We start from the raw sequence: 17,351 nt of genomic DNA, 5'->3' as shown, positions 1-17,351 counted from the left end.
CACCCAGCTTATTGTCTCTCTTTATACCCTATATGCGATGCAGCCACACCCCCGCTGTATGGCTTATATTGTATATTGATAAATCCTGCTTTTTCAAACATCACAGCTAATTCTTTCATTCCCGGAAAATCTCTAGCAGATTCTTGGAGCCAGGAGTATTCTTTATAACTCTTCGCCAATAGTTTTCCTAGAACAGGCATGATAAAGCGAAAGTAAAAATAATACCCTTGTTTAAATCCAAACATAGTCGGCTGTGAAGTCTCCAAGCAAACTGCCATTCCGCCAGGTTTCACAACACGATACATTTCTTTTAACACATGCATATAGTCAGGGACGTTTCGGAGACCAAATCCTATTGTGACATAATCAAAAGTATTATCATCAAATGGGAGTTCCATTGCATTGCCGTGGATTAACTCTACCTGCGGTAACCCTGTTACTTTTTCCTTGCCAATTTTCAGCATATTTTCACTAAAATCTAGCCCGTATACTTTTCCATTAGATCCTACTGCATTTGCCAGAGCAATGGTCCAATCGGCGGTTCCGCAGCAAACATCAAGAGCTTTGGCACCTTCCTTGACATTCATTTTCTTCATCGTATCTCGGCGCCATTTTAAATGTTGCTGAAAACTAATAACGGAATTCATTTTGTCATAATTATCATAAATATTTTCAAATACGGTATGGACACGTTCTTCCTTTGTAGACATAGCTTATCCTTCCTCCAAATGTAAATTAAAAACAGTTTGACGTTCCATCACCAAAAACTTTATTCTTTGGCCTAATAAAAGACTAGGATTTTTTAGCTCTTTCAAATATTCCTTTAACCGGTTTTTTGAAAAAGTTATGTATTGATCATATGTATCGGTAATTCTTCTCTTCATTTCAGCTGATAATTGGTGAAATAGTACTTTTTTTGTTGGGAAAATACATTTGACAAGTCCTTCAAATAATGCCGATGTTTCGCCACCATTCACCATTTCTCTTTCCCTTATTAGGCGATTTAGGAACAAAATGTCTTCCACAATCGGATACAGATGACTGCTTCCAAAATAACTGCAAAATTTGGTTACAATTGTTGACTCTGCATTCTTCAGGTTATTCATATATGTATCAATGTCATTATCTTTATTTCGATAAAGTGCAATTTTAGATTCATTAACGATTTTAATCCCTTCTGCTAATACTTTTATTAAAGGAATATTATCAACTTCCGCTAAGATTTTATAATATAATCCGCTAAAGTAATCTCCGGATAGAACTAAAAGCTGTCGTTTTTTTAAATCCTCACCGTGGTTTGTTACTTTATCATGGGTATCAAGGGCAATTTGAATAAGCATAGCACTAGTGACAAACTTTTCCACATCATTCTTTGGAATATTTTGATCCACCATACTATTTAATAAAAGAATAATGCGGTCTTCATCGATGAAGGGAAGCTCTATGTATTTAGTTAAATAATGATGTGTAATCTTTTGTTGGACGTTCTCCTTTATAGAGGCCACTAGATTTAATGATTCTTGCAATGACATAACCCTTAATCCCCATTTCTTTCCTGGATATATATCTTTTCTTATGCTTCATTTAAGAAAGCTGTTATCGTATAAAATGTTTTTTTATAAAATATTAAAATCAAATTAATTATATTCACCAGGGCATTTTTTCGTAATTTTTAAACATTGTTTCATTTTAAAGTAAATATTTGCAGGTATTCTAAAGTACCAATAACAATAAGTTTACGAAAAAAGCCATTAAAAATAGAACAAAATATATTATAACATAAAAATATTTAAACTGTATGTATTTGTGATTTATTTCACTAGTTTCGATCATTTCATGACTTTTATTTCTTCGATTCACTGTTTAATTCAGCAATACTTGTATAAATTTTAGCATTTCCTCTAATCTTAATGGCTGATGTATGCTCCGTAAACTGAGCAATCATTACTTCTCCGCGATCTAATTTTTCCGTATGATGGAATCTAGTATCAGTTCCTCGCGTTAACCCAATTACACTTACTCCATCATCTACAGCCTTTATTACGATAAAATCATTAGTTCCATTTGGTGTTGGCATTGAACTTCCTCCTTTTTTGTTAAAATTAATCCCTCATTATGGAAAGAACTTCGGACCTTACTGAATTATTCGTTTTAAAGATGCCTCTCGCAGCAGTAGTAATTGCTTTCGTTCCTGGTTTTTTTATACCACGCATAGTCATACACATATGCTCAGCTTCCAGCATAATCAATACCCCCATTGGATTTAGCTTCTCCATTAACACATCGGCAAGGTTAGTCGTAATTCGTTCCTGTAGCTGCGGTCTGCCTGCAATAGACTCAACAGCTCTGGCTAATTTGCTTAAACCAGCAACTTTTCCATCTTGCGGAATATACGCTATATGTGCCTTCCCATAAAAAGGGATAAGATGGTGCTCACACATAGAAAAAAAAGCTATATCTTTTACAAGCACTAATTCTTCATGATTTTCACTATAAATGACATCAAAAAATTCACTCGGATCCTGCTTTAATCCTGCAAAAATTTCCTCATACATTTTTGCTACACGTTCTGGAGTATCTACTAAACCTTCACGCTCGGGATTTTCACCAATGGCCTCTAGAATCATTCGAACACCTAGTTCAATTTTCTTTAAGCTTGCCTCGTCCACCTAATATTCTCCTTATTTACATATTAGTATCACAAATATCGTTACATGCTGATCTATAATACAAAATAATAATGATAGCTTTTTAATATTAGCACACACTACGATGGTCAGCAAAATTCAATTCAGCTTTTATCCATGCATGAAACAATCCAAAGAAGGGAAAATAAAAAGGACTGCGAAATGCAGTCCTTTTAATATACGCTCAAAGTAAAGTATGTACTTATTTAACAGCGTCTTTAAGCGCTTTACCTGGTTTGAATGCAGGCACTTTGCTAGCTGCGATTTCGATTTCTTCACCAGTTTGTGGGTTACGTCCTTTACGAGCCGCACGTTCACGAACTTCGAAGTTACCGAATCCAATTAGTTGTACTTTATCGCCATTTGCTAATGCGCTTTGAATAGTATCGAAAATAGCATCAACAGCTTTTGTCGCGTCTTTTTTTGATAATTCTGTGCTTTCTGCAACAGCATTGATTAGTTCTGTTTTGTTCATGCCATTCACCTCCTCCCAAAAAAGGAACATTTTTTTGTTAAATATTACATTTGTAAACAAATTAAACGGTTTCTATACATAAATAGTGAAAAAACCGTAAAGAACGTTGTTGATTCCTGTAACAACAACAATTCTGATAAAAGATTATCATATTAAAATTGGCTTAGCAAGAATAAATATTGATTTAATGGGAAACTTTTCATAAAAACACAAAAAAAGTGCCATTTTTTTTAGATGGCACCTCTTTTTGCCTATAAAATGATGGCGATTAAACCACCAGATCCCTCATTAATGATTCTTTCCAATGTTTCTTTTAGTTTATACCGAGCATTTTCCGGCATAAGCGAAAGTTTAGCATGAATCCCTTCTCGGACAATTGAGCTTAAATTGCGACCAAAGATATCAGAGTTCCAAATGGACAGCGGATCATCCTCAAAGTCCTGCATTAGGTACCTTACTAGTTCTTCGCTCTGCTTTTCTGTGCCGATAATCGGTGCAAATTCAGATTCCACATCTACTTTTATCATATGGATGGATGGTGCTACTGCTTTTAGACGTACTCCAAATCGTGATCCTTGTCGGATAATTTCAGGTTCGTCAAGACTCATATCCTGCAGGGATGGAGAGGCAATTCCATAACCTGTTTGCTTCACCATTTTCAACGCATCGGAAATTTGATCATATTCTGTCTTTGCATGGGCAAAATCCTGCATTAATTCAAGTAAATGATCCTTGCCGCGAATTTCTACCCCCACAATTTCTTTTAATACCTGATCGTACAGTTCATCAGGTGCAAATAAATCAATTTCCGCTACACCTTGACCCATTTCAATTCCTGCTAATCCAGCATTTTCAATAAAATCATACTCATTGAAATATTGAACAACACGATCTACATCTCGTAGTCTCTTAATGTCCTTTACTGTTTCTTTCACGGCTTCTTGATAATTTTCCCTCAACCAATGATTTTCTTTTAATACCATTACCCAGCTCGGAAGATTAACGTTGACTTCCAGAACAGGGAATTCGTACAACGCTTCACGAAGGACGTTTAAAACATCCCCTTCACGCATACTCTCCACTGACATCGCCACCACTGGAATATCATATTTTTCGGCAAGCGACAATCTGAGTGATTCTGTTTCTGGGTGATGTGGTCTAGCAGAGTTAACTACCATAATAAATGGTTTACCTACTTCCTTTAATTCGGCAATTACTCTTTCTTCAGCATCCACATAATCATAGCGTGGTATTTCCCCAATCGATCCATCTGTCGTAATTACGACTCCAATTACGGAATGTTCTTGAATAACTTTTCTCGTACCGATTTCTGCTGCCTCATGAAAGGATATTGGTTCTTCATACCAAGGTGTATGGATCATCCGCGGACCATTTTCATCTTCATAGCCTTTCGCACCTGGCACAGTATACCCTACGCAATCAACGAGACGAATATTTACATCAAGACCTTCACCAACATGTACTGAAACAGCTTGATTAGGAACAAATTTTGGTTCTGTCGTCATGATCGTCTTTCCTGCCGCACTTTGCGGTAATTCATCTTGTGCTCTATTTCTGTCTGCCTCATTGGAGATATTAGGTAAAACAACCAGCTCCATAAATTTTTTAATAAATGTAGACTTACCGGTACGAACTGCTCCCACCACTCCTAAGTAAATGTCTCCACCAGTTCTTTCAGCGATATCTTTAAAAATATCTACCTTTTCCAAGAAATTCCCTCCCCACATTAAGTTACCGGGACTTTACATCCGTTAAATATGATTGGACAATATATGTGTATGATGTTGTCCTATTATGATATGACTATAAAGAGTAATTTTTTTATAGATTTAATTATAATTAGTGTTCAAAAAGATAGATAAGTAATGTTTAGCTTCAAAAATATTGAAGACTAGTACACTGTTTCGTCAAACCTAGTTTGTGTTAGCTTTTTTGAACAACCACTTATAATAAATAAAAACCCTTCCTCTACAATATATATTGTCTGAGAAAGGGTTATGACTATTTTGTCATAAAGACTGGTTCATTTTTTTTATTTATAGTGTAGGGCAATGAATAAGCGGGTACAAAGGAAGAATGTCTTGTTAATAAAGGCCTGATGTCATCACCCTGTTTGTAAGAAGTATGATCCTTTTTAAGTGCTTGATATAAATCCATGCGATAATCAACAAATATATTACCTGAACCATTGATAACAAAAGGAAGATTGTTATTTGTATATGGCGATACAACATATTGTTCATCTTTATATCCTAGTTTCTTAAAGTTAATGGAATAAACATTATATGCAACTTGCTTACCAAACGGCGGATACCCTTGGGCAGCAATACGTATCTTAATTTCACGTATTTTTTCAGCAATACGCAAATCAAATATTTTAACAGCTGGTTTTGTTTCAGCATTGATAATAACATATTGAAAGATTCCGCCATTTTCATATGAATTTCCAGGCGGTTCGGACATGTATCTGTTCTGGATTAATTTATTAAAATCTACTGGATATTTTTCATATATTGATGCACTTTTTTCCTCCGTTTTAATTGGGAGAATTCCATCATTATCTTTTTGAAACTTTTCGACAGCTGTTTGTACTGTTTGTATTTGGTCATCATAAGGAACTTGATTTTTTGCAAGCTTGTCTTGAGGATACAAACATCCGCTCAATAATGAAATAGAGGTAATCAGAATAACGCCAAGTATTATTTTTTTCAAACCTATGGGACATCCTTTCATGGTTATATAAACCAAATAAATTAAATATTAAAATTCCTTTCAAAATCAACTAGCTGTCCGTCGGGCCGCTAAGTACAACATAAAACATCATTAATCCGCCTACTATTAAACATATGTATGCTACTAAAGCAGTAATAAATTTAAACGCCTTTGATTTCAACTTGTATCTGCTTACATATATGGTTACCATTGCTATGGCCATAATCCCCATTGCAGCAATGGAAATCCACATTTTGAGCATGGACAGTGACATCCATCAAACCACCTTTATAAAATATTTATAAAATTAAAAGAGTGCATACCCGCCAAATATTATATCATAAGCGAATAAAAATGGAATGATATGACTTTGACAGGAAAATGAAATGTATTCATATATTCCCTAATAAATTGTATTTTTTGGATGAGTGTTCGGGAAATACAAAAAAAAGAAGTAAGGGAGCGTTACCTTACTTCTTAATAAAAAATAGACAAATACCCATACCTTTGGCTTAAAGCTAATTACTTCATAGCATTTTATGCCACATTGTTCTGGTTGGCATCCTCGAATGCCCATATAATTAAATTCTTGTCTATGGATATCCCTTTTAGACAAAAAATTAATCCCCAGTGAAAAATTCAAGAAAACCTCAGTTGGATATTAGCATTAAATTTTTTCGATGCAAATGGTTAATCAACCAATCCATTAGTTAAATCTTCCATTTCATTTGTTTTTAATCGTCCCATTAATTGATCCACTGCTTCCTTTGGATTATTATCATTAAATAGAACGCCATATAAACTTTCCGTTATCGGCATTTTTACATTATATTTTTCCGAAAGCTGATAGGCCGCTTTTGTCGTTCTTACGCCTTCCACTACCATCCCCATGCTTTCTAAAACTTCATCTAGTTTTTTTCCTTTTCCCAGCATATTACCAGCACGCCAATTTCTAGAATGCACACTTGTGCAAGTCACTATCAAATCCCCAATTCCCGATAAACCTAAGAAAGTTAAGGGGTTTGCCCCCATCTTTGTACCAAGACGTGCAATTTCTGTTAACCCTCTAGTAATGAGTGCTGCCTTCGCATTATCTCCATACCCTAACCCATCAGAAATTCCTGCAGCAAGGGCAATTATATTTTTTAATGCGCCGCCAATTTCCACACCAATTACATCAGGGTTTGTATAGACACGAAAATGTTGATTCATAAAAAGATCCTGTACCATATTTGCCGCATCCATATTTTCAGATGAAACTGTCACAGTTGTAGGATGTCTTAAACTAACTTCCTCAGCATGACTTGGTCCGGAAAGGACGACGATATCTTTAAGTACGGAAGAAGGTAATTCCTGTTCGATCATCTCTGAAATTCTAAGTAGTGAATCTGGTTCTATTCCTTTACTTACATGAACAATGGTCAAAGGGAATTTTTGAAATTCACGTATTTTCCCAAGGACTTCTCGAATAGCCTTTGTCGGAACTGCAAGAATGATTATGTCCATGCCCTCCAAAGCGGCTGACAGTGAACTTATCCCAACAATTGTTTCCGGCAGTTTTAAGTTAGGTAAGTATTTTTCATTAGTGTGCTTACTATTAATCTCGTCGATTTGTTCCTGCTTATGTCCCCACAATCGTACTTCATGGCCATTATCCGCCAAAACTAATGCTAATGCCGTGCCCCAGCTCCCTGCTCCGATAACAGCTACTTTTTCTTTTACATTTGACATGATATCACCTGCACATGTGTTATTTTCTTTGACGTGATAAAATTCGAATTGGTGTTCCTTCAAAATTAAACGCATCACGAATTCGATTTTCCAAAAATCTCTCATATGAAAAATGCATTAATTCAGGATTATTAACAAAAACAACAAAGGTTGGTGGTTTTACCGATACCTGAGTGGAATAATATATTTTTAGCCTTTGTCCTTTATCTGTAGGGGTTGGGTTCATAGCAACCGCATCCATAATAACTTCATTTAAGATGCTGGATTGCACCCTTAAAGCATGATTTTCACTTACCATCTTAATGACAGGTATTAGTGTATTGACCCTCTTCTTCGTTTTAGCAGATAAAAATACAATCGGCGCATAGCTTAAAAAGAGAAAGTGCTCTCTAATCGTTTCTTCAAACTTCTTCATTGTTTTCTCGTCTTTTTCAACTGCATCCCATTTGTTCACTACAATAACGATTGCTCTTCCAGCTTCATGAGCATAACCCGCAATACGTTTATCTTGCTCTCTTATTCCTTCTTCACCGTTTAACACAACACATACTACATCTGAACGTTCAATAGCTCTTAGAGCACGCAATACACTATACTTCTCTGTGCTCTCGTATACTTTCCCTTTTTTTCGCATTCCTGCCGTATCAATTATCACGTACTCTTGATCTTCAAACGTATAAGTCGAATCAATTGCGTCCCTAGTGGTACCTTCTATATCACTTACAATAACACGTTCTTCCCCTAATATAGCGTTCACAAGTGACGATTTCCCGACATTTGGACGGCCGATAAAACTGAATTTAATAACATCTTCATCATATGATGTTTCATCCTGCGCAGGAAAATGCTTCGCAACTTCATCCAATAAGTCTCCTAAGCCTATTCCATGAGCACCCGAAATCGGAAAAGGTTCCCCAAAACCTAGTGCATAAAAATCATATATTTGATCTCTCATTTCAGGATTATCAATTTTATTTACTCCTAATACAACTGGCTTTTTAGAACGATACAAAATTTTAGCCACCATTTCATCAGCAGATGTTACTCCCTCACGGCCACTTACAATAAAAATAATGACGTCCGCTTCATCAATGGCAATCTCAGCTTGGGCACGAATTTGTTCTAAAAACGGTTCATCCCCAATATCTATACCGCCTGTATCGATAATATTAAAATCATGAGTCAGCCATTCCCCTGAACTATATATACGGTCTCTTGTAACGCCGGGAATATCCTCTACAATGGAGACACGTTCCCCCACAATTCGATTAAAGATTGTCGATTTCCCCACATTTGGACGACCTACAATAGCGACAACTGGTTTTGCCACTTTCATCACCCTTTCATATATTTCAAATTTCATCTTTTATTCGACATTTCATATCCGTTATTTTGTCCATCACGCTAGCAAAAACAAATATTTATACACCATCATAAGTGATATATCTCATGGGTAATAATGCATAATAATCAAGAAATCCATTCCATTCATTATAAAGTATTGGAATGAGCACTAGCTTTAATAGTTTAACAATAATATGTTTTGCAATCAATGAAAGTTTATTTTCCTTTTCTCAAAATTTACACCTATTCCCTAACCCTTAACCATGTTTTTGTTTTCCAATTGAGTTCTTTAAAGACATGCTGGAAGATATATACCGGATAAAAAACCAGGTTAAAGAAATAAATAAATAGATGGTATAAGTGTCTAAATAATCACCAGAGCAAGCACTATAAGAAAATCCCCATTTAGACAATATAACCCCATAAACTACTTCTCCCTGAATAGTACCTAGAACGGAACAAACTAGGTGAGAAAATAAATTTTTAGGAAAAAGAATTTGTGCAATAAAAAAAATAAATATTGCCGACATTAAATGATAATCGAAAATGATCCATACGGGATCATATAAGGTCATTAATAAAAAGCCAGTATATCCGGTAACCATGACAATAATAGCAATCATCATAAATAATCTTTTTACAAATGAAAGATAAGTAATATAAACATATCCAATAATAAGAAGAATAATAGCTGGAAGTTGAATGCTAAATGGGGATATATGAATTTTATATGGATATACGATTAATAATATTAAAGAAAGCAAGGCTAACGGAAAACGATATTTATGTTGTTTATGCATAAGAAAAGTGGCGACGATCCATGTCCCCCACAAAAAACCAATAAAAATTGAGCCTGACACTCCAATCCCTCCCATCACTAACCATTATTCATTATGGGAAAATAAAAAAAGTTCTAATCGTGAATAGCAAATATTTATGGAGATATCCTTAAGATATAAGCGGATCAAAACATCAGGGTGTCAAGGCATCACTCAAGTTATCCCTGTTGATCCTTTTTAACATAACTAAAGGGGGTGTTATGGATGGGTAAAGACAGACAAGAAAAGAAGTTAAAAAATAGCAGGAGAGTAGAATCTGATCGAGATCAAGCATTACATTATGACGGCGCAACCAAATTAGAAGGTCCTGAGGAAGCAAGGAAAAGACAGCGTGGATAATTTGCAAGTGAGAAATAAAAAAGGAAAAGAGCTATATTAACGATGAGCCCTTTTCCTTTTTGGTTAATTTTTTAAACCTTTTAATTTATCTCCAATCATTTCACCGAGTTGGAAACCTTTTGCTTCCTCCGGTAATTCGTATTCAACATGATTGTCGGCTTCTTTTTCTTCTAATTCCTTAATACTCAAGGAAAGTCGTTGTTCTTTTTCATTTACATCTAAAACTTTCACTTGAACTTGTTGCCCTTCTTTTAATACCTCATGTGGAGTACCAATATGTTTGTGGGAAATTTGTGAAATATGAACAAGGCCTTCTACTCCAGGTAATACTTCCACAAATGCACCGAAGGATACGATTCGTTTCACTACTCCAGTTAAAACGGAATCTACTGCGGCTTTTTCTTCAATATTAGTCCAAGGTCCAGGCTGGGTTTCTTTTATAGACAAAGATATACGCTCATTATCTAAATCAACAGAAAGTACCTTTACTTGTACCTTATCACCTTCTTGAACAACTTCCGAAGGCATCGAAACATGTTTATGGGAAAGTTGAGAAATATGAACTAATCCGTCTACTCCTCCAATATCTACGAATGCACCAAAATTAGTAATTCGCTGTACAACACCTTCCAAAATTTGACCGGCACTAATATTCTTTAGTACTTGTTTCTTCTTTTGTTCCTTCTCTGTTTCAATAACAGCACGGTGAGACAGGATAAGACGATTTTTTTCTTGATCTAATTCAACAATTTTAAATGATAATGTTTTACCTTTATAATCCGTGAAATCGTCAACATAGTGATCCTCTACTAAAGATGCAGGCACAAATCCCCTTACACCCAGATCAACTACAAGACCGCCTTTCACTACATCATTTACTAAGCATTCGAAAACTTCTCCAGTTTCAAAACGCCGTTTCATTTCTTCCCATGCTTTTTCAGCATCTGCTTTTCGCTTAGAAACAACTAGAGCATCTTCTTCCACTTTTGTTACGACTAATTCTAGTTCGTCTCCTTCTTTTACTACATCTGAAGCATGCTCAACATGCAGACTTGAAAGTTCGCTTATTGGAATAATACCATCAAGTTTACTTCCAATAATTGAAACAAGCACTTGCTTTTCTTCAATTTTGGTTACAGTTCCTTTAACTTTATCATTCTCTGAAAAAGTTCTGACTTCTACTTGATTCATATCCTCTGTCATATGTACTCCTCCTTAATCGAACTGCTGAAATCTTTCTGCTTTTCCTATTTGCTTATTATAAGGAACAAGCGACAAGAATTTTCAGTTAAAAACAGAATGATTTTTATGACTTTATCATTCTAATATCTAATAATTCAAAAAGATATTCTCTCTACTAACTTCTTACAAATATGATATTTTGTCAAGTAAAGTAGTCGCTTATCGATGTTTTTCCAAAAGCATGCGAATATTATTCATAATGACTTCAGTTACCTCATCCGCACTAGCTTTATTTTCTCTGTAGATATCCATGTCAATTGGTTTTCCGTATATAACTTTCAGCTTTTTAAAAGGTTTATACGGGCCGATAATTGCACAAGGAACAATATGTGCATTTGATCTTAAAGCAAAAAAACCTGCACCTGCAAGCCCCTTACCAAGCTCACCAGTCTTACTGCGATGTCCTTCGGGAAATAATCCTAATACTTTATTTTCTTTGAGAACCGCTAAACCTTTTCTAAGCGCCTCACGATCGCTCATTCCTCTTTTAACAGGAAAGGCATTTAAATTAGTCACTAAAGTTTTAATAACTGGTGTGTTAAATAGCTCTTCTTTAGCCATAAAAACTACAGGTCGCGGACATGTAATCCCTACTACTGGCGGATCAAAGTTATCAATATGATTTGAACATAAAAGGACACCGCCTTCTTTAGGAAATGTTTCTAAACCAATAACTTCCATTCTGTATAGCGGCCTAAAAATCGAATTGACTACTGCTTTAGCAAATGAATAAAATGTCACGCCATTCCAATCCTTTCATGGACAAGATGCATAATGTTATCCACCACCTCATTAATGTTTAACGAAGTAGTATCTAACTCAATAGCATCTGCTGCTTTACGCAAAGGAGCTACTTCTCTTTCAGAGTCTAATTTATCCCTTAATTCGATTTCTTCTTTAAGCTTATTTATATCTGAGGGAAATCCTTTAGATATATTTTCTGCATGCCTTCTTTCTGCCCGTTCATCCACACTTGCTAATAAAAATATCTTTAATTCAGCATCCGGTATGACATGTGTTCCTATATCTCTACCATCCATCACGATACCGCCATCCTTTGCCAAATCCTTTTGGCGCCTAACCATTTCTTCTCGTACAGAACGATATTTTGATACGATGGATACAGAATTTGTCACCTCTGACCCGCGAATTTGATTGGTAACATTCGTCCCATCGACAAAAACTAATTGTCCATTTTCACTTGCCATTAGTTTGATATCTGTATTAAGCAAAAGATCTGCCAATGCATTTTCATTATCTAAATCCACCTGATTTTTAATGGCCTTATATGTTAATGATCTATACATCGCGCCTGTATCAATATAAATATATGATAGCTTTTCTGCGATAATCTTAGCTACTGTACTTTTTCCAGCAGCTGCTGGTCCATCAATTGCAATACGAATTTTTTTCATTGCCTATTCACCTACTAATCATAACCTAAGTAATTAATCTTTATTATATTAACACAAAAATGGTAGATAAGTGATACAATCACTTTTGTTTTTGAAGATAAAAACAGAAAAAAAGACAGGAAAACTTTCCGTCTTTATTGATTCTTCTTCCATGTTTCCATGATTGGTGTTTCATTTTGATGATTGACGCCTTCGTAAAACGTTATTCTTTGCAAGTCTTTCATAACTTGAAATTGACCGAAAATAAATTGAAAAAATAGTAGTAATAGGACATGGCAAATAACTATTTTAATCATCCAGCGTTCCACTATTTTCATCCTTCTCACCCCAACGAGTAAATTGCTCTTCCATCGTTTACAGTATAGGGATTTGAAAAATGATTTATACTAAGAAAAGCGAAAGCGCCTTGCTCATCGGCGTACGGATTTCGTAGTCGCAGGCTCGAGATAAAGGAAACACAGTGAGGTAGTTCACGAACTGATGTTGACTTATCGTAGGGAGGAGACGGAGAAATCCGCTAGCCGATAGGCGCTGGAGCTAGACAGTTACACTATTTTTTATAATCTAAATCGTAATTAATTTCTTCTTTTTTAAGAAAAAACTCAGGATAATAATCCTTTTTTCCTGTGTTCTAACTGCCTTTCAAAGCAAAATCTTAATAATGACTGTTTTTCTTTCGCTGAAATATCTAAAAATTTTAGCGATGCTACATTCTTACCATCACTTTCCCACATCCGAATCACAGAAAAAGGCAAGCGAAGGTATACATGTCCCGTTTGTAAAGGAAGAACAAATAAGCCTTCTCCCTCTTCATTTTGATCCACTTTTATATTTCTGGGCAAAAGTACTGCACAACCGCCAGCACTGATATCTTCCGTAATTGTAGGTATCAGTTGTTTAGATTGAGGCAATGATACAGAAACATCTACTGCTGTTTCTATACGTACAAATTGTCTTCGCTGAATCTTTTCTAAATGATCAGCACCTGGAAAATGAAGAATAATTAAAGGAATGTTTTTTTTAACCTTCCCTATTACTTGAGTCCTAAATTTATATGCAACGTTATTTTCGGATATATACACAACATTTAAAGTCATTGAATTTACCAAAAATGTTGTTCTGTTGGTTTTAGTATTAATAGGATAATCGATATAGATTCGATCTCCTTCAAAATCCGCTACCTTACATTTGTATTGTTCATCTGCGTCATTATCTAGTGGTTCTAAAGTTAAAGACATTCCAACTTTTAACATAATTTCCGTAACCCTTCCCTGTCATTTATCTTAATACTATAACTATTTTATCAATAAATAAAGTAATATTGCATTAGATTAATGTTAAATTTTTCATTTTTATAATATAAAAAAGAAAAGCTGATCAGGCTTTTCTTTACAAGGCATTTTTATAAATTGGTTCAGCATTTTTTAGTTTTTCTACTTTTTCCTCTATTCCATTATCAGCATTAATATAAATTCGATACGTGTCATTTCCTAACGTGCCAATAAATTCATAGCAAAGAACTTCCTCATTTAAATCATTCACAATGACAGCTAATCGATCTTCCATAATTTTTAGTTTTGGATTAACATACCCTTTTGCTTCTGCCATACTTAAAGCTGGTTTAGAAATATTCCGCATATGATGATTTTGCAGATAATCTTCCGTCGTGAATCCAATAACCTGCCCATTATCAAGAGCTATTTTTATTTTAATCGTTTCAGGATAAATCCTTACTCCATTTTGAACAGTGGCAAAAGAATATACTCCTACTGTATCATATTGGGAACTTTCAAAAACTTGCATTCCACTAAAATGATGATTATTTAAAAAGCTTGCTGCATATTTTTCACCATTATTTAAACTGATTTTTTGCTTTCCGATAGCACGTTCATTCATATACCAAATCGGGTAGCCGCCCTTTTTACTAATATCCATTACTTCCTCACGATTATCTGTTCCTCTCATTGTTATACTATAGAAACCAAATTTAGCCCCTTTTCTGTTTTCCGTTATGTTCACCACGTTGGCATTTTTAATATTAGAATATTTCTTCGCTATTTGTCCTGCCCTTGCCTTCGAAATAACTTTCCCTTGAATATGTTGGTATTCTTCATCCCTTTTACTGAAGCTGACAAAGGAAGGATTATCCATATTTGCTTCATCATATCCTTTAGCTGTTTTTTCTACAGTTTTAAATCCATCAATAATCGTATTGTCTGACGCTTCTTTTCCGTTTGCCAATGCCATTTCTACATCCATCCATCTTAAATTATTATTTAAAACTAAATGTTGTACATGACGAAGTTCATTTTGGATATTTTCACTTTGGCCATACAATTTTTTTAATGTATTATATTCTTGGTCCGTTAATGGTTTTTTGTCCAAATCTCTAATAGCTGTTTGATAGCTGAAGTTTCCTATTTTCGATAGAAACTCATCTGTCTTGTTAAACGGCAATAATGTTAGCGGCAACTGCCCTACACTGCTGTGTGCTTGCGAAGTCAATCTCCAAACTTCTGCTAGACCAGGTGATAATGATTTTCTAGAATTCATGGCGAGTGTAGTGCCAATCTTATCGTGCAATAAATCCATTTGAAATGCCAGGTCATGGAAAGCGCGTTGATAATTGTTTTCCGAGTTGATTAATATTGCATTTTTTTCTCGATGTTCCTGATATCCCCATACGGCTGTACCCACTACTCCGAGTGACAAAACGGTAATTAATATGCCTCTGAACAACTTTCATCACCCCTTATTTACAAAAGATATGTTTACCTATTTGTTTTATTTGTGGTCTTCCCCAAATCCATTTACTAGTTGCTGTTGCCGGATTAAAGTAATATAAAGCATTTCCCGTAGGATCCCAACCATTAATCGCATCCATTACTGCTTTTTCTGCAGTCTTATTGGGGGTTAACCATATTTGGCCATCTGAAACTGCTGTAAATGCTCCTGGTTGAAAAATAACCCCCGAAACAGTATTAGGGAAAGACGGACTGGAAACTCGATTTAAAATAACAGCTGCTACCGCTACTTGACCCTCATAAGGTTCTCCTCTTGATTCCCCGTAAACTGCATTGGACATTAATCGAATATCATTTTGAGAGTAGCCATTTGGTACATTTGATGCTGTGACATTGGATGTATTATTTGCTGTATTTGGCTTGGTGGAATTTGATTTAGTGGAAGAAGAATTCGTCTTGATTTGTTTATTAATATCGACTCCGCCATAATAGGTAAAATCATTACCTTTTTTTATTTGCCCCATAACAAAATCCCGATTGTAATTCGAAGCTGCTACAAGTTTTGCTTTTGTGTCAGCTCCTGCCAATCCATCTATGGGAAGTCCAAATTTTTCTTGGAAATTCCTCAATGCCCAGTATGTACCCCAGCCAAAGACTCCATCAATTTTCCCATTAAAGAATCCAATATTTTGTAATCGCGCTTGTAATTCTATAACATCGTCACCTGTAGCACCTCGCTGAATAACTTGATTCGAAAAAGCTTTTGCGTCGTGGTGCTGATTTGAAATAGTAAAAAAGGGTACCATCACAATTACGAAGAAAACTTTCAGTAAGGTGCTATACTTCATGAATCTAACCCTCCAAAAATGATGTAGAATTACCACTAGTTTTTGAAATAAGAGGTATTTTATTCAAGAAAAATATAAAGAGTGGTGGGATTGGAAAAGAGGAACAACTACGAATATGAAAATTCACAGAGTAGCTTTTAACATCATCATACAAAAAAGTAATAGGATTCGATTTTCCTATTACTTTTATTTTTCCAATGCTTTTCGATGAAGTTTTTCTGTCAATATATGTGCATGCTTTACTTTTCTTAAGCCATACCACCAGAGAAAAAGCATAAAAGGAACCATGCAATAAATCCAATTTTTAACTGAAATAAGGATGAAATCATATATACCGTGAAGAAGAAAGGAGATAAAAAAGGATAAAAATAGCCACTTTATATATTTTTTATCACTGGAGAATTTTCCTTTTCCAAGATAATATCCCATAACGACACCAAATAAAGCATGACTAGAAACCGGAAGCAATGCACGTCCAATGGCAACCTCGATGCCATTGCCTAACAGTGATAAGATATTTTCCACCGTTGCAAAACCAAGGGAAACACTGACTCCATAAACAATTCCATCATATGGTTCATTAAAATCACCATGCATATAAACTGCAAAATACAAAATAAACCACTTGAAAAATTCCTCTAGTAAGGATGTACTTATAAATGCACTCCCTATTTTTCCTTGAAGTACATTTTCCGTTATAAGTACATGTTGTATAAACATAATTGGGAACGTAAGAATAGCCCCATACATAAAGGATTTAAAAACTAACAAGATAGGTTCTTGTTCATATTGATCCTTTAGATAAAAATAGCTTAACAATGCTAGACCAGGTGCAATACCTGCTGATATAATTACCAGCATGAAACGCCCTCTTTTCTTTCTGTTTTCTTAATCGTATCATGTATATATACGGATGGAAATAACATAATCAAAAAGCACTATCCAAATGAACAA

20 protein-coding genes are annotated in these 17,351 nt (G+C 35.0%); 1 reads left to right on the top strand and 19 read right to left on the bottom strand.

The features are described 5' to 3' along the window. Positions 1 to 8 precede the first annotated feature (8 nt). From AN964_RS09435 to AN964_RS09380, 11 genes are all read right to left on the bottom strand, one after another. Positions 9 to 710, bottom strand: coding sequence for a demethylmenaquinone methyltransferase (locus AN964_RS09435; protein WP_055739436.1), 702 nt, complete (start codon positions 708 to 710; stop codon positions 9 to 11). Positions 711 to 713: 3 nt separating this feature from the next. Next, a complete protein-coding gene (locus AN964_RS09430; protein WP_055739435.1) occupies positions 714 to 1,532 on the bottom strand; it encodes a heptaprenyl diphosphate synthase component 1 in 819 nt (272 codons plus the stop codon). A 311-nt stretch (positions 1,533 to 1,843) separates the two neighbouring features. Continuing rightward, on the bottom strand, positions 1,844 to 2,077 hold the full coding sequence (gene mtrB, locus AN964_RS09425) for a trp RNA-binding attenuation protein MtrB (protein ID WP_055739434.1): 234 nt from the start codon (positions 2,075 to 2,077) through the stop codon (positions 1,844 to 1,846). A 25-nt stretch (positions 2,078 to 2,102) separates the two neighbouring features. Then, positions 2,103 to 2,669: a GTP cyclohydrolase I FolE gene (gene folE, locus AN964_RS09420; RefSeq protein ID WP_126648624.1), complete on the bottom strand. Its 567-nt coding sequence runs from the start codon at positions 2,667 to 2,669 to the stop codon at positions 2,103 to 2,105. Between the two features lie 220 nt (positions 2,670 to 2,889). Further along, entirely contained in the window at positions 2,890 to 3,162 is a 273-nt protein-coding gene (locus AN964_RS09415; protein WP_055739433.1) for an HU family DNA-binding protein, read from the bottom strand. Positions 3,163 to 3,413: 251 nt separating this feature from the next. Further along, positions 3,414 to 4,892: a stage IV sporulation protein A gene (gene spoIVA, locus AN964_RS09410; protein WP_055739432.1), complete on the bottom strand. Its 1,479-nt coding sequence runs from the start codon at positions 4,890 to 4,892 to the stop codon at positions 3,414 to 3,416. Positions 4,893 to 5,184: 292 nt separating this feature from the next. After that, positions 5,185 to 5,895 (bottom strand): LptM family lipoprotein, encoded by a 711-nt coding sequence (locus tag AN964_RS09405; RefSeq protein WP_055739431.1) that lies wholly within the window; start codon positions 5,893 to 5,895, stop codon positions 5,185 to 5,187. A gap of 70 nt (positions 5,896 to 5,965) precedes the next feature. Continuing rightward, positions 5,966 to 6,169: a DUF2768 domain-containing protein gene (locus tag AN964_RS09400; RefSeq protein WP_055739430.1), complete on the bottom strand. Its 204-nt coding sequence runs from the start codon at positions 6,167 to 6,169 to the stop codon at positions 5,966 to 5,968. 416 nt (positions 6,170 to 6,585) lie between these two features. Then, entirely contained in the window at positions 6,586 to 7,626 is a 1,041-nt protein-coding gene (locus AN964_RS09390; RefSeq protein WP_055741197.1) for an NAD(P)H-dependent glycerol-3-phosphate dehydrogenase, read from the bottom strand. Positions 7,627 to 7,645: 19 nt separating this feature from the next. Then, positions 7,646 to 8,956, bottom strand: coding sequence for a ribosome biogenesis GTPase Der (gene der / locus AN964_RS09385; protein WP_055739428.1), 1,311 nt, complete (start codon positions 8,954 to 8,956; stop codon positions 7,646 to 7,648). Between the two features lie 271 nt (positions 8,957 to 9,227). Next, on the bottom strand, positions 9,228 to 9,830 hold the full coding sequence (locus tag AN964_RS09380) for a YphA family membrane protein (RefSeq protein WP_055739427.1): 603 nt from the start codon (positions 9,828 to 9,830) through the stop codon (positions 9,228 to 9,230). A gap of 183 nt (positions 9,831 to 10,013) precedes the next feature. On the opposite strand from AN964_RS09380, the gene AN964_RS25445 reads away from it, so the two are divergent. Then, a complete protein-coding gene (locus AN964_RS25445) occupies positions 10,014 to 10,148 on the top strand; it encodes a YpzI family protein (RefSeq protein WP_083489282.1) in 135 nt (44 codons plus the stop codon). Between the two features lie 63 nt (positions 10,149 to 10,211). Here the strand turns inward: AN964_RS25445 and rpsA are convergent, their stop codons facing one another. The 8 genes from rpsA to prsW form a co-directional block, all read right to left on the bottom strand. Continuing rightward, positions 10,212 to 11,351, bottom strand: coding sequence for a 30S ribosomal protein S1 (gene rpsA / locus AN964_RS09375; protein WP_055739426.1), 1,140 nt, complete (start codon positions 11,349 to 11,351; stop codon positions 10,212 to 10,214). A gap of 198 nt (positions 11,352 to 11,549) precedes the next feature. Continuing rightward, entirely contained in the window at positions 11,550 to 12,131 is a 582-nt protein-coding gene (locus AN964_RS09370) for a lysophospholipid acyltransferase family protein (RefSeq protein WP_055739425.1), read from the bottom strand. Continuing rightward, complete coding sequence (cmk, locus tag AN964_RS09365; RefSeq protein ID WP_055739424.1) at positions 12,128 to 12,805, bottom strand: (d)CMP kinase; 678 nt, start codon at positions 12,803 to 12,805, stop codon at positions 12,128 to 12,130. Before cmk ends, AN964_RS09370 begins: the two co-directional genes overlap by 4 nt. 134 nt (positions 12,806 to 12,939) lie before the next feature. After that, positions 12,940 to 13,122 (bottom strand): DUF5359 family protein, encoded by a 183-nt coding sequence (locus AN964_RS09360; protein WP_055739423.1) that lies wholly within the window; start codon positions 13,120 to 13,122, stop codon positions 12,940 to 12,942. Positions 13,123 to 13,407: 285 nt separating this feature from the next. Next, entirely contained in the window at positions 13,408 to 14,058 is a 651-nt protein-coding gene (locus tag AN964_RS09355) for a flagellar brake protein (RefSeq protein ID WP_055739422.1), read from the bottom strand. Positions 14,059 to 14,194: 136 nt separating this feature from the next. Beyond that, a complete protein-coding gene (gene ypeB / locus AN964_RS09350; RefSeq protein WP_055739421.1) occupies positions 14,195 to 15,544 on the bottom strand; it encodes a germination protein YpeB in 1,350 nt (449 codons plus the stop codon). Positions 15,545 to 15,557: 13 nt separating this feature from the next. Beyond that, a complete protein-coding gene (sleB, locus tag AN964_RS09345) occupies positions 15,558 to 16,355 on the bottom strand; it encodes a spore cortex-lytic enzyme (protein ID WP_055741196.1) in 798 nt (265 codons plus the stop codon). Positions 16,356 to 16,583: 228 nt separating this feature from the next. After that, positions 16,584 to 17,258: a glutamic-type intramembrane protease PrsW gene (gene prsW / locus AN964_RS09340; protein ID WP_055739420.1), complete on the bottom strand. Its 675-nt coding sequence runs from the start codon at positions 17,256 to 17,258 to the stop codon at positions 16,584 to 16,586. Positions 17,259 to 17,351: the final 93 nt, after the last annotated feature.

Source organism: Heyndrickxia shackletonii (assembly GCF_001420715.1).
In the GTDB taxonomy this organism is placed as follows: Bacteria; Bacillota; Bacilli; order Bacillales; family Bacillaceae_C; genus Margalitia; species Margalitia shackletonii.
The sequence above is the reverse complement of the archived record's forward strand: the minus strand, read 5'-3'. Positions and strand labels throughout refer to the sequence as shown.

Coding starts and splice junctions, on each gene's coding strand:
- AN964_RS09415 (WP_055739433.1), bottom strand. CDS start 3,162: ATGAACAAAACAGAACTAATCAATGCTGTTGCAGAAAGCACAGAATTA.
- AN964_RS09355 (WP_055739422.1), bottom strand. CDS start 14,058: ATGTTAAAAGTTGGAATGTCTTTAACTTTAGAACCACTAGATAATGAC.
- rpsA (WP_055739426.1), bottom strand. CDS start 11,351: ATGACAGAGGATATGAATCAAGTAGAAGTCAGAACTTTTTCAGAGAAT.
- AN964_RS09400 (WP_055739430.1), bottom strand. CDS start 6,169: ATGTCACTGTCCATGCTCAAAATGTGGATTTCCATTGCTGCAATGGGG.
- AN964_RS09430 (WP_055739435.1), bottom strand. CDS start 1,532: ATGTCATTGCAAGAATCATTAAATCTAGTGGCCTCTATAAAGGAGAAC.
- AN964_RS25445 (WP_083489282.1), top strand. CDS start 10,014: ATGGGTAAAGACAGACAAGAAAAGAAGTTAAAAAATAGCAGGAGAGTA.
- prsW (WP_055739420.1), bottom strand. CDS start 17,258: ATGCTGGTAATTATATCAGCAGGTATTGCACCTGGTCTAGCATTGTTA.
- AN964_RS09390 (WP_055741197.1), bottom strand. CDS start 7,626: ATGTCAAATGTAAAAGAAAAAGTAGCTGTTATCGGAGCAGGGAGCTGG.
- AN964_RS09435 (WP_055739436.1), bottom strand. CDS start 710: ATGTCTACAAAGGAAGAACGTGTCCATACCGTATTTGAAAATATTTAT.
- mtrB (WP_055739434.1), bottom strand. CDS start 2,077: ATGCCAACACCAAATGGAACTAATGATTTTATCGTAATAAAGGCTGTA.
- sleB (WP_055741196.1), bottom strand. CDS start 16,355: ATGGTACCCTTTTTTACTATTTCAAATCAGCACCACGACGCAAAAGCT.
- cmk (WP_055739424.1), bottom strand. CDS start 12,805: ATGAAAAAAATTCGTATTGCAATTGATGGACCAGCAGCTGCTGGAAAA.
- AN964_RS09360 (WP_055739423.1), bottom strand. CDS start 13,122: ATGAAAATAGTGGAACGCTGGATGATTAAAATAGTTATTTGCCATGTC.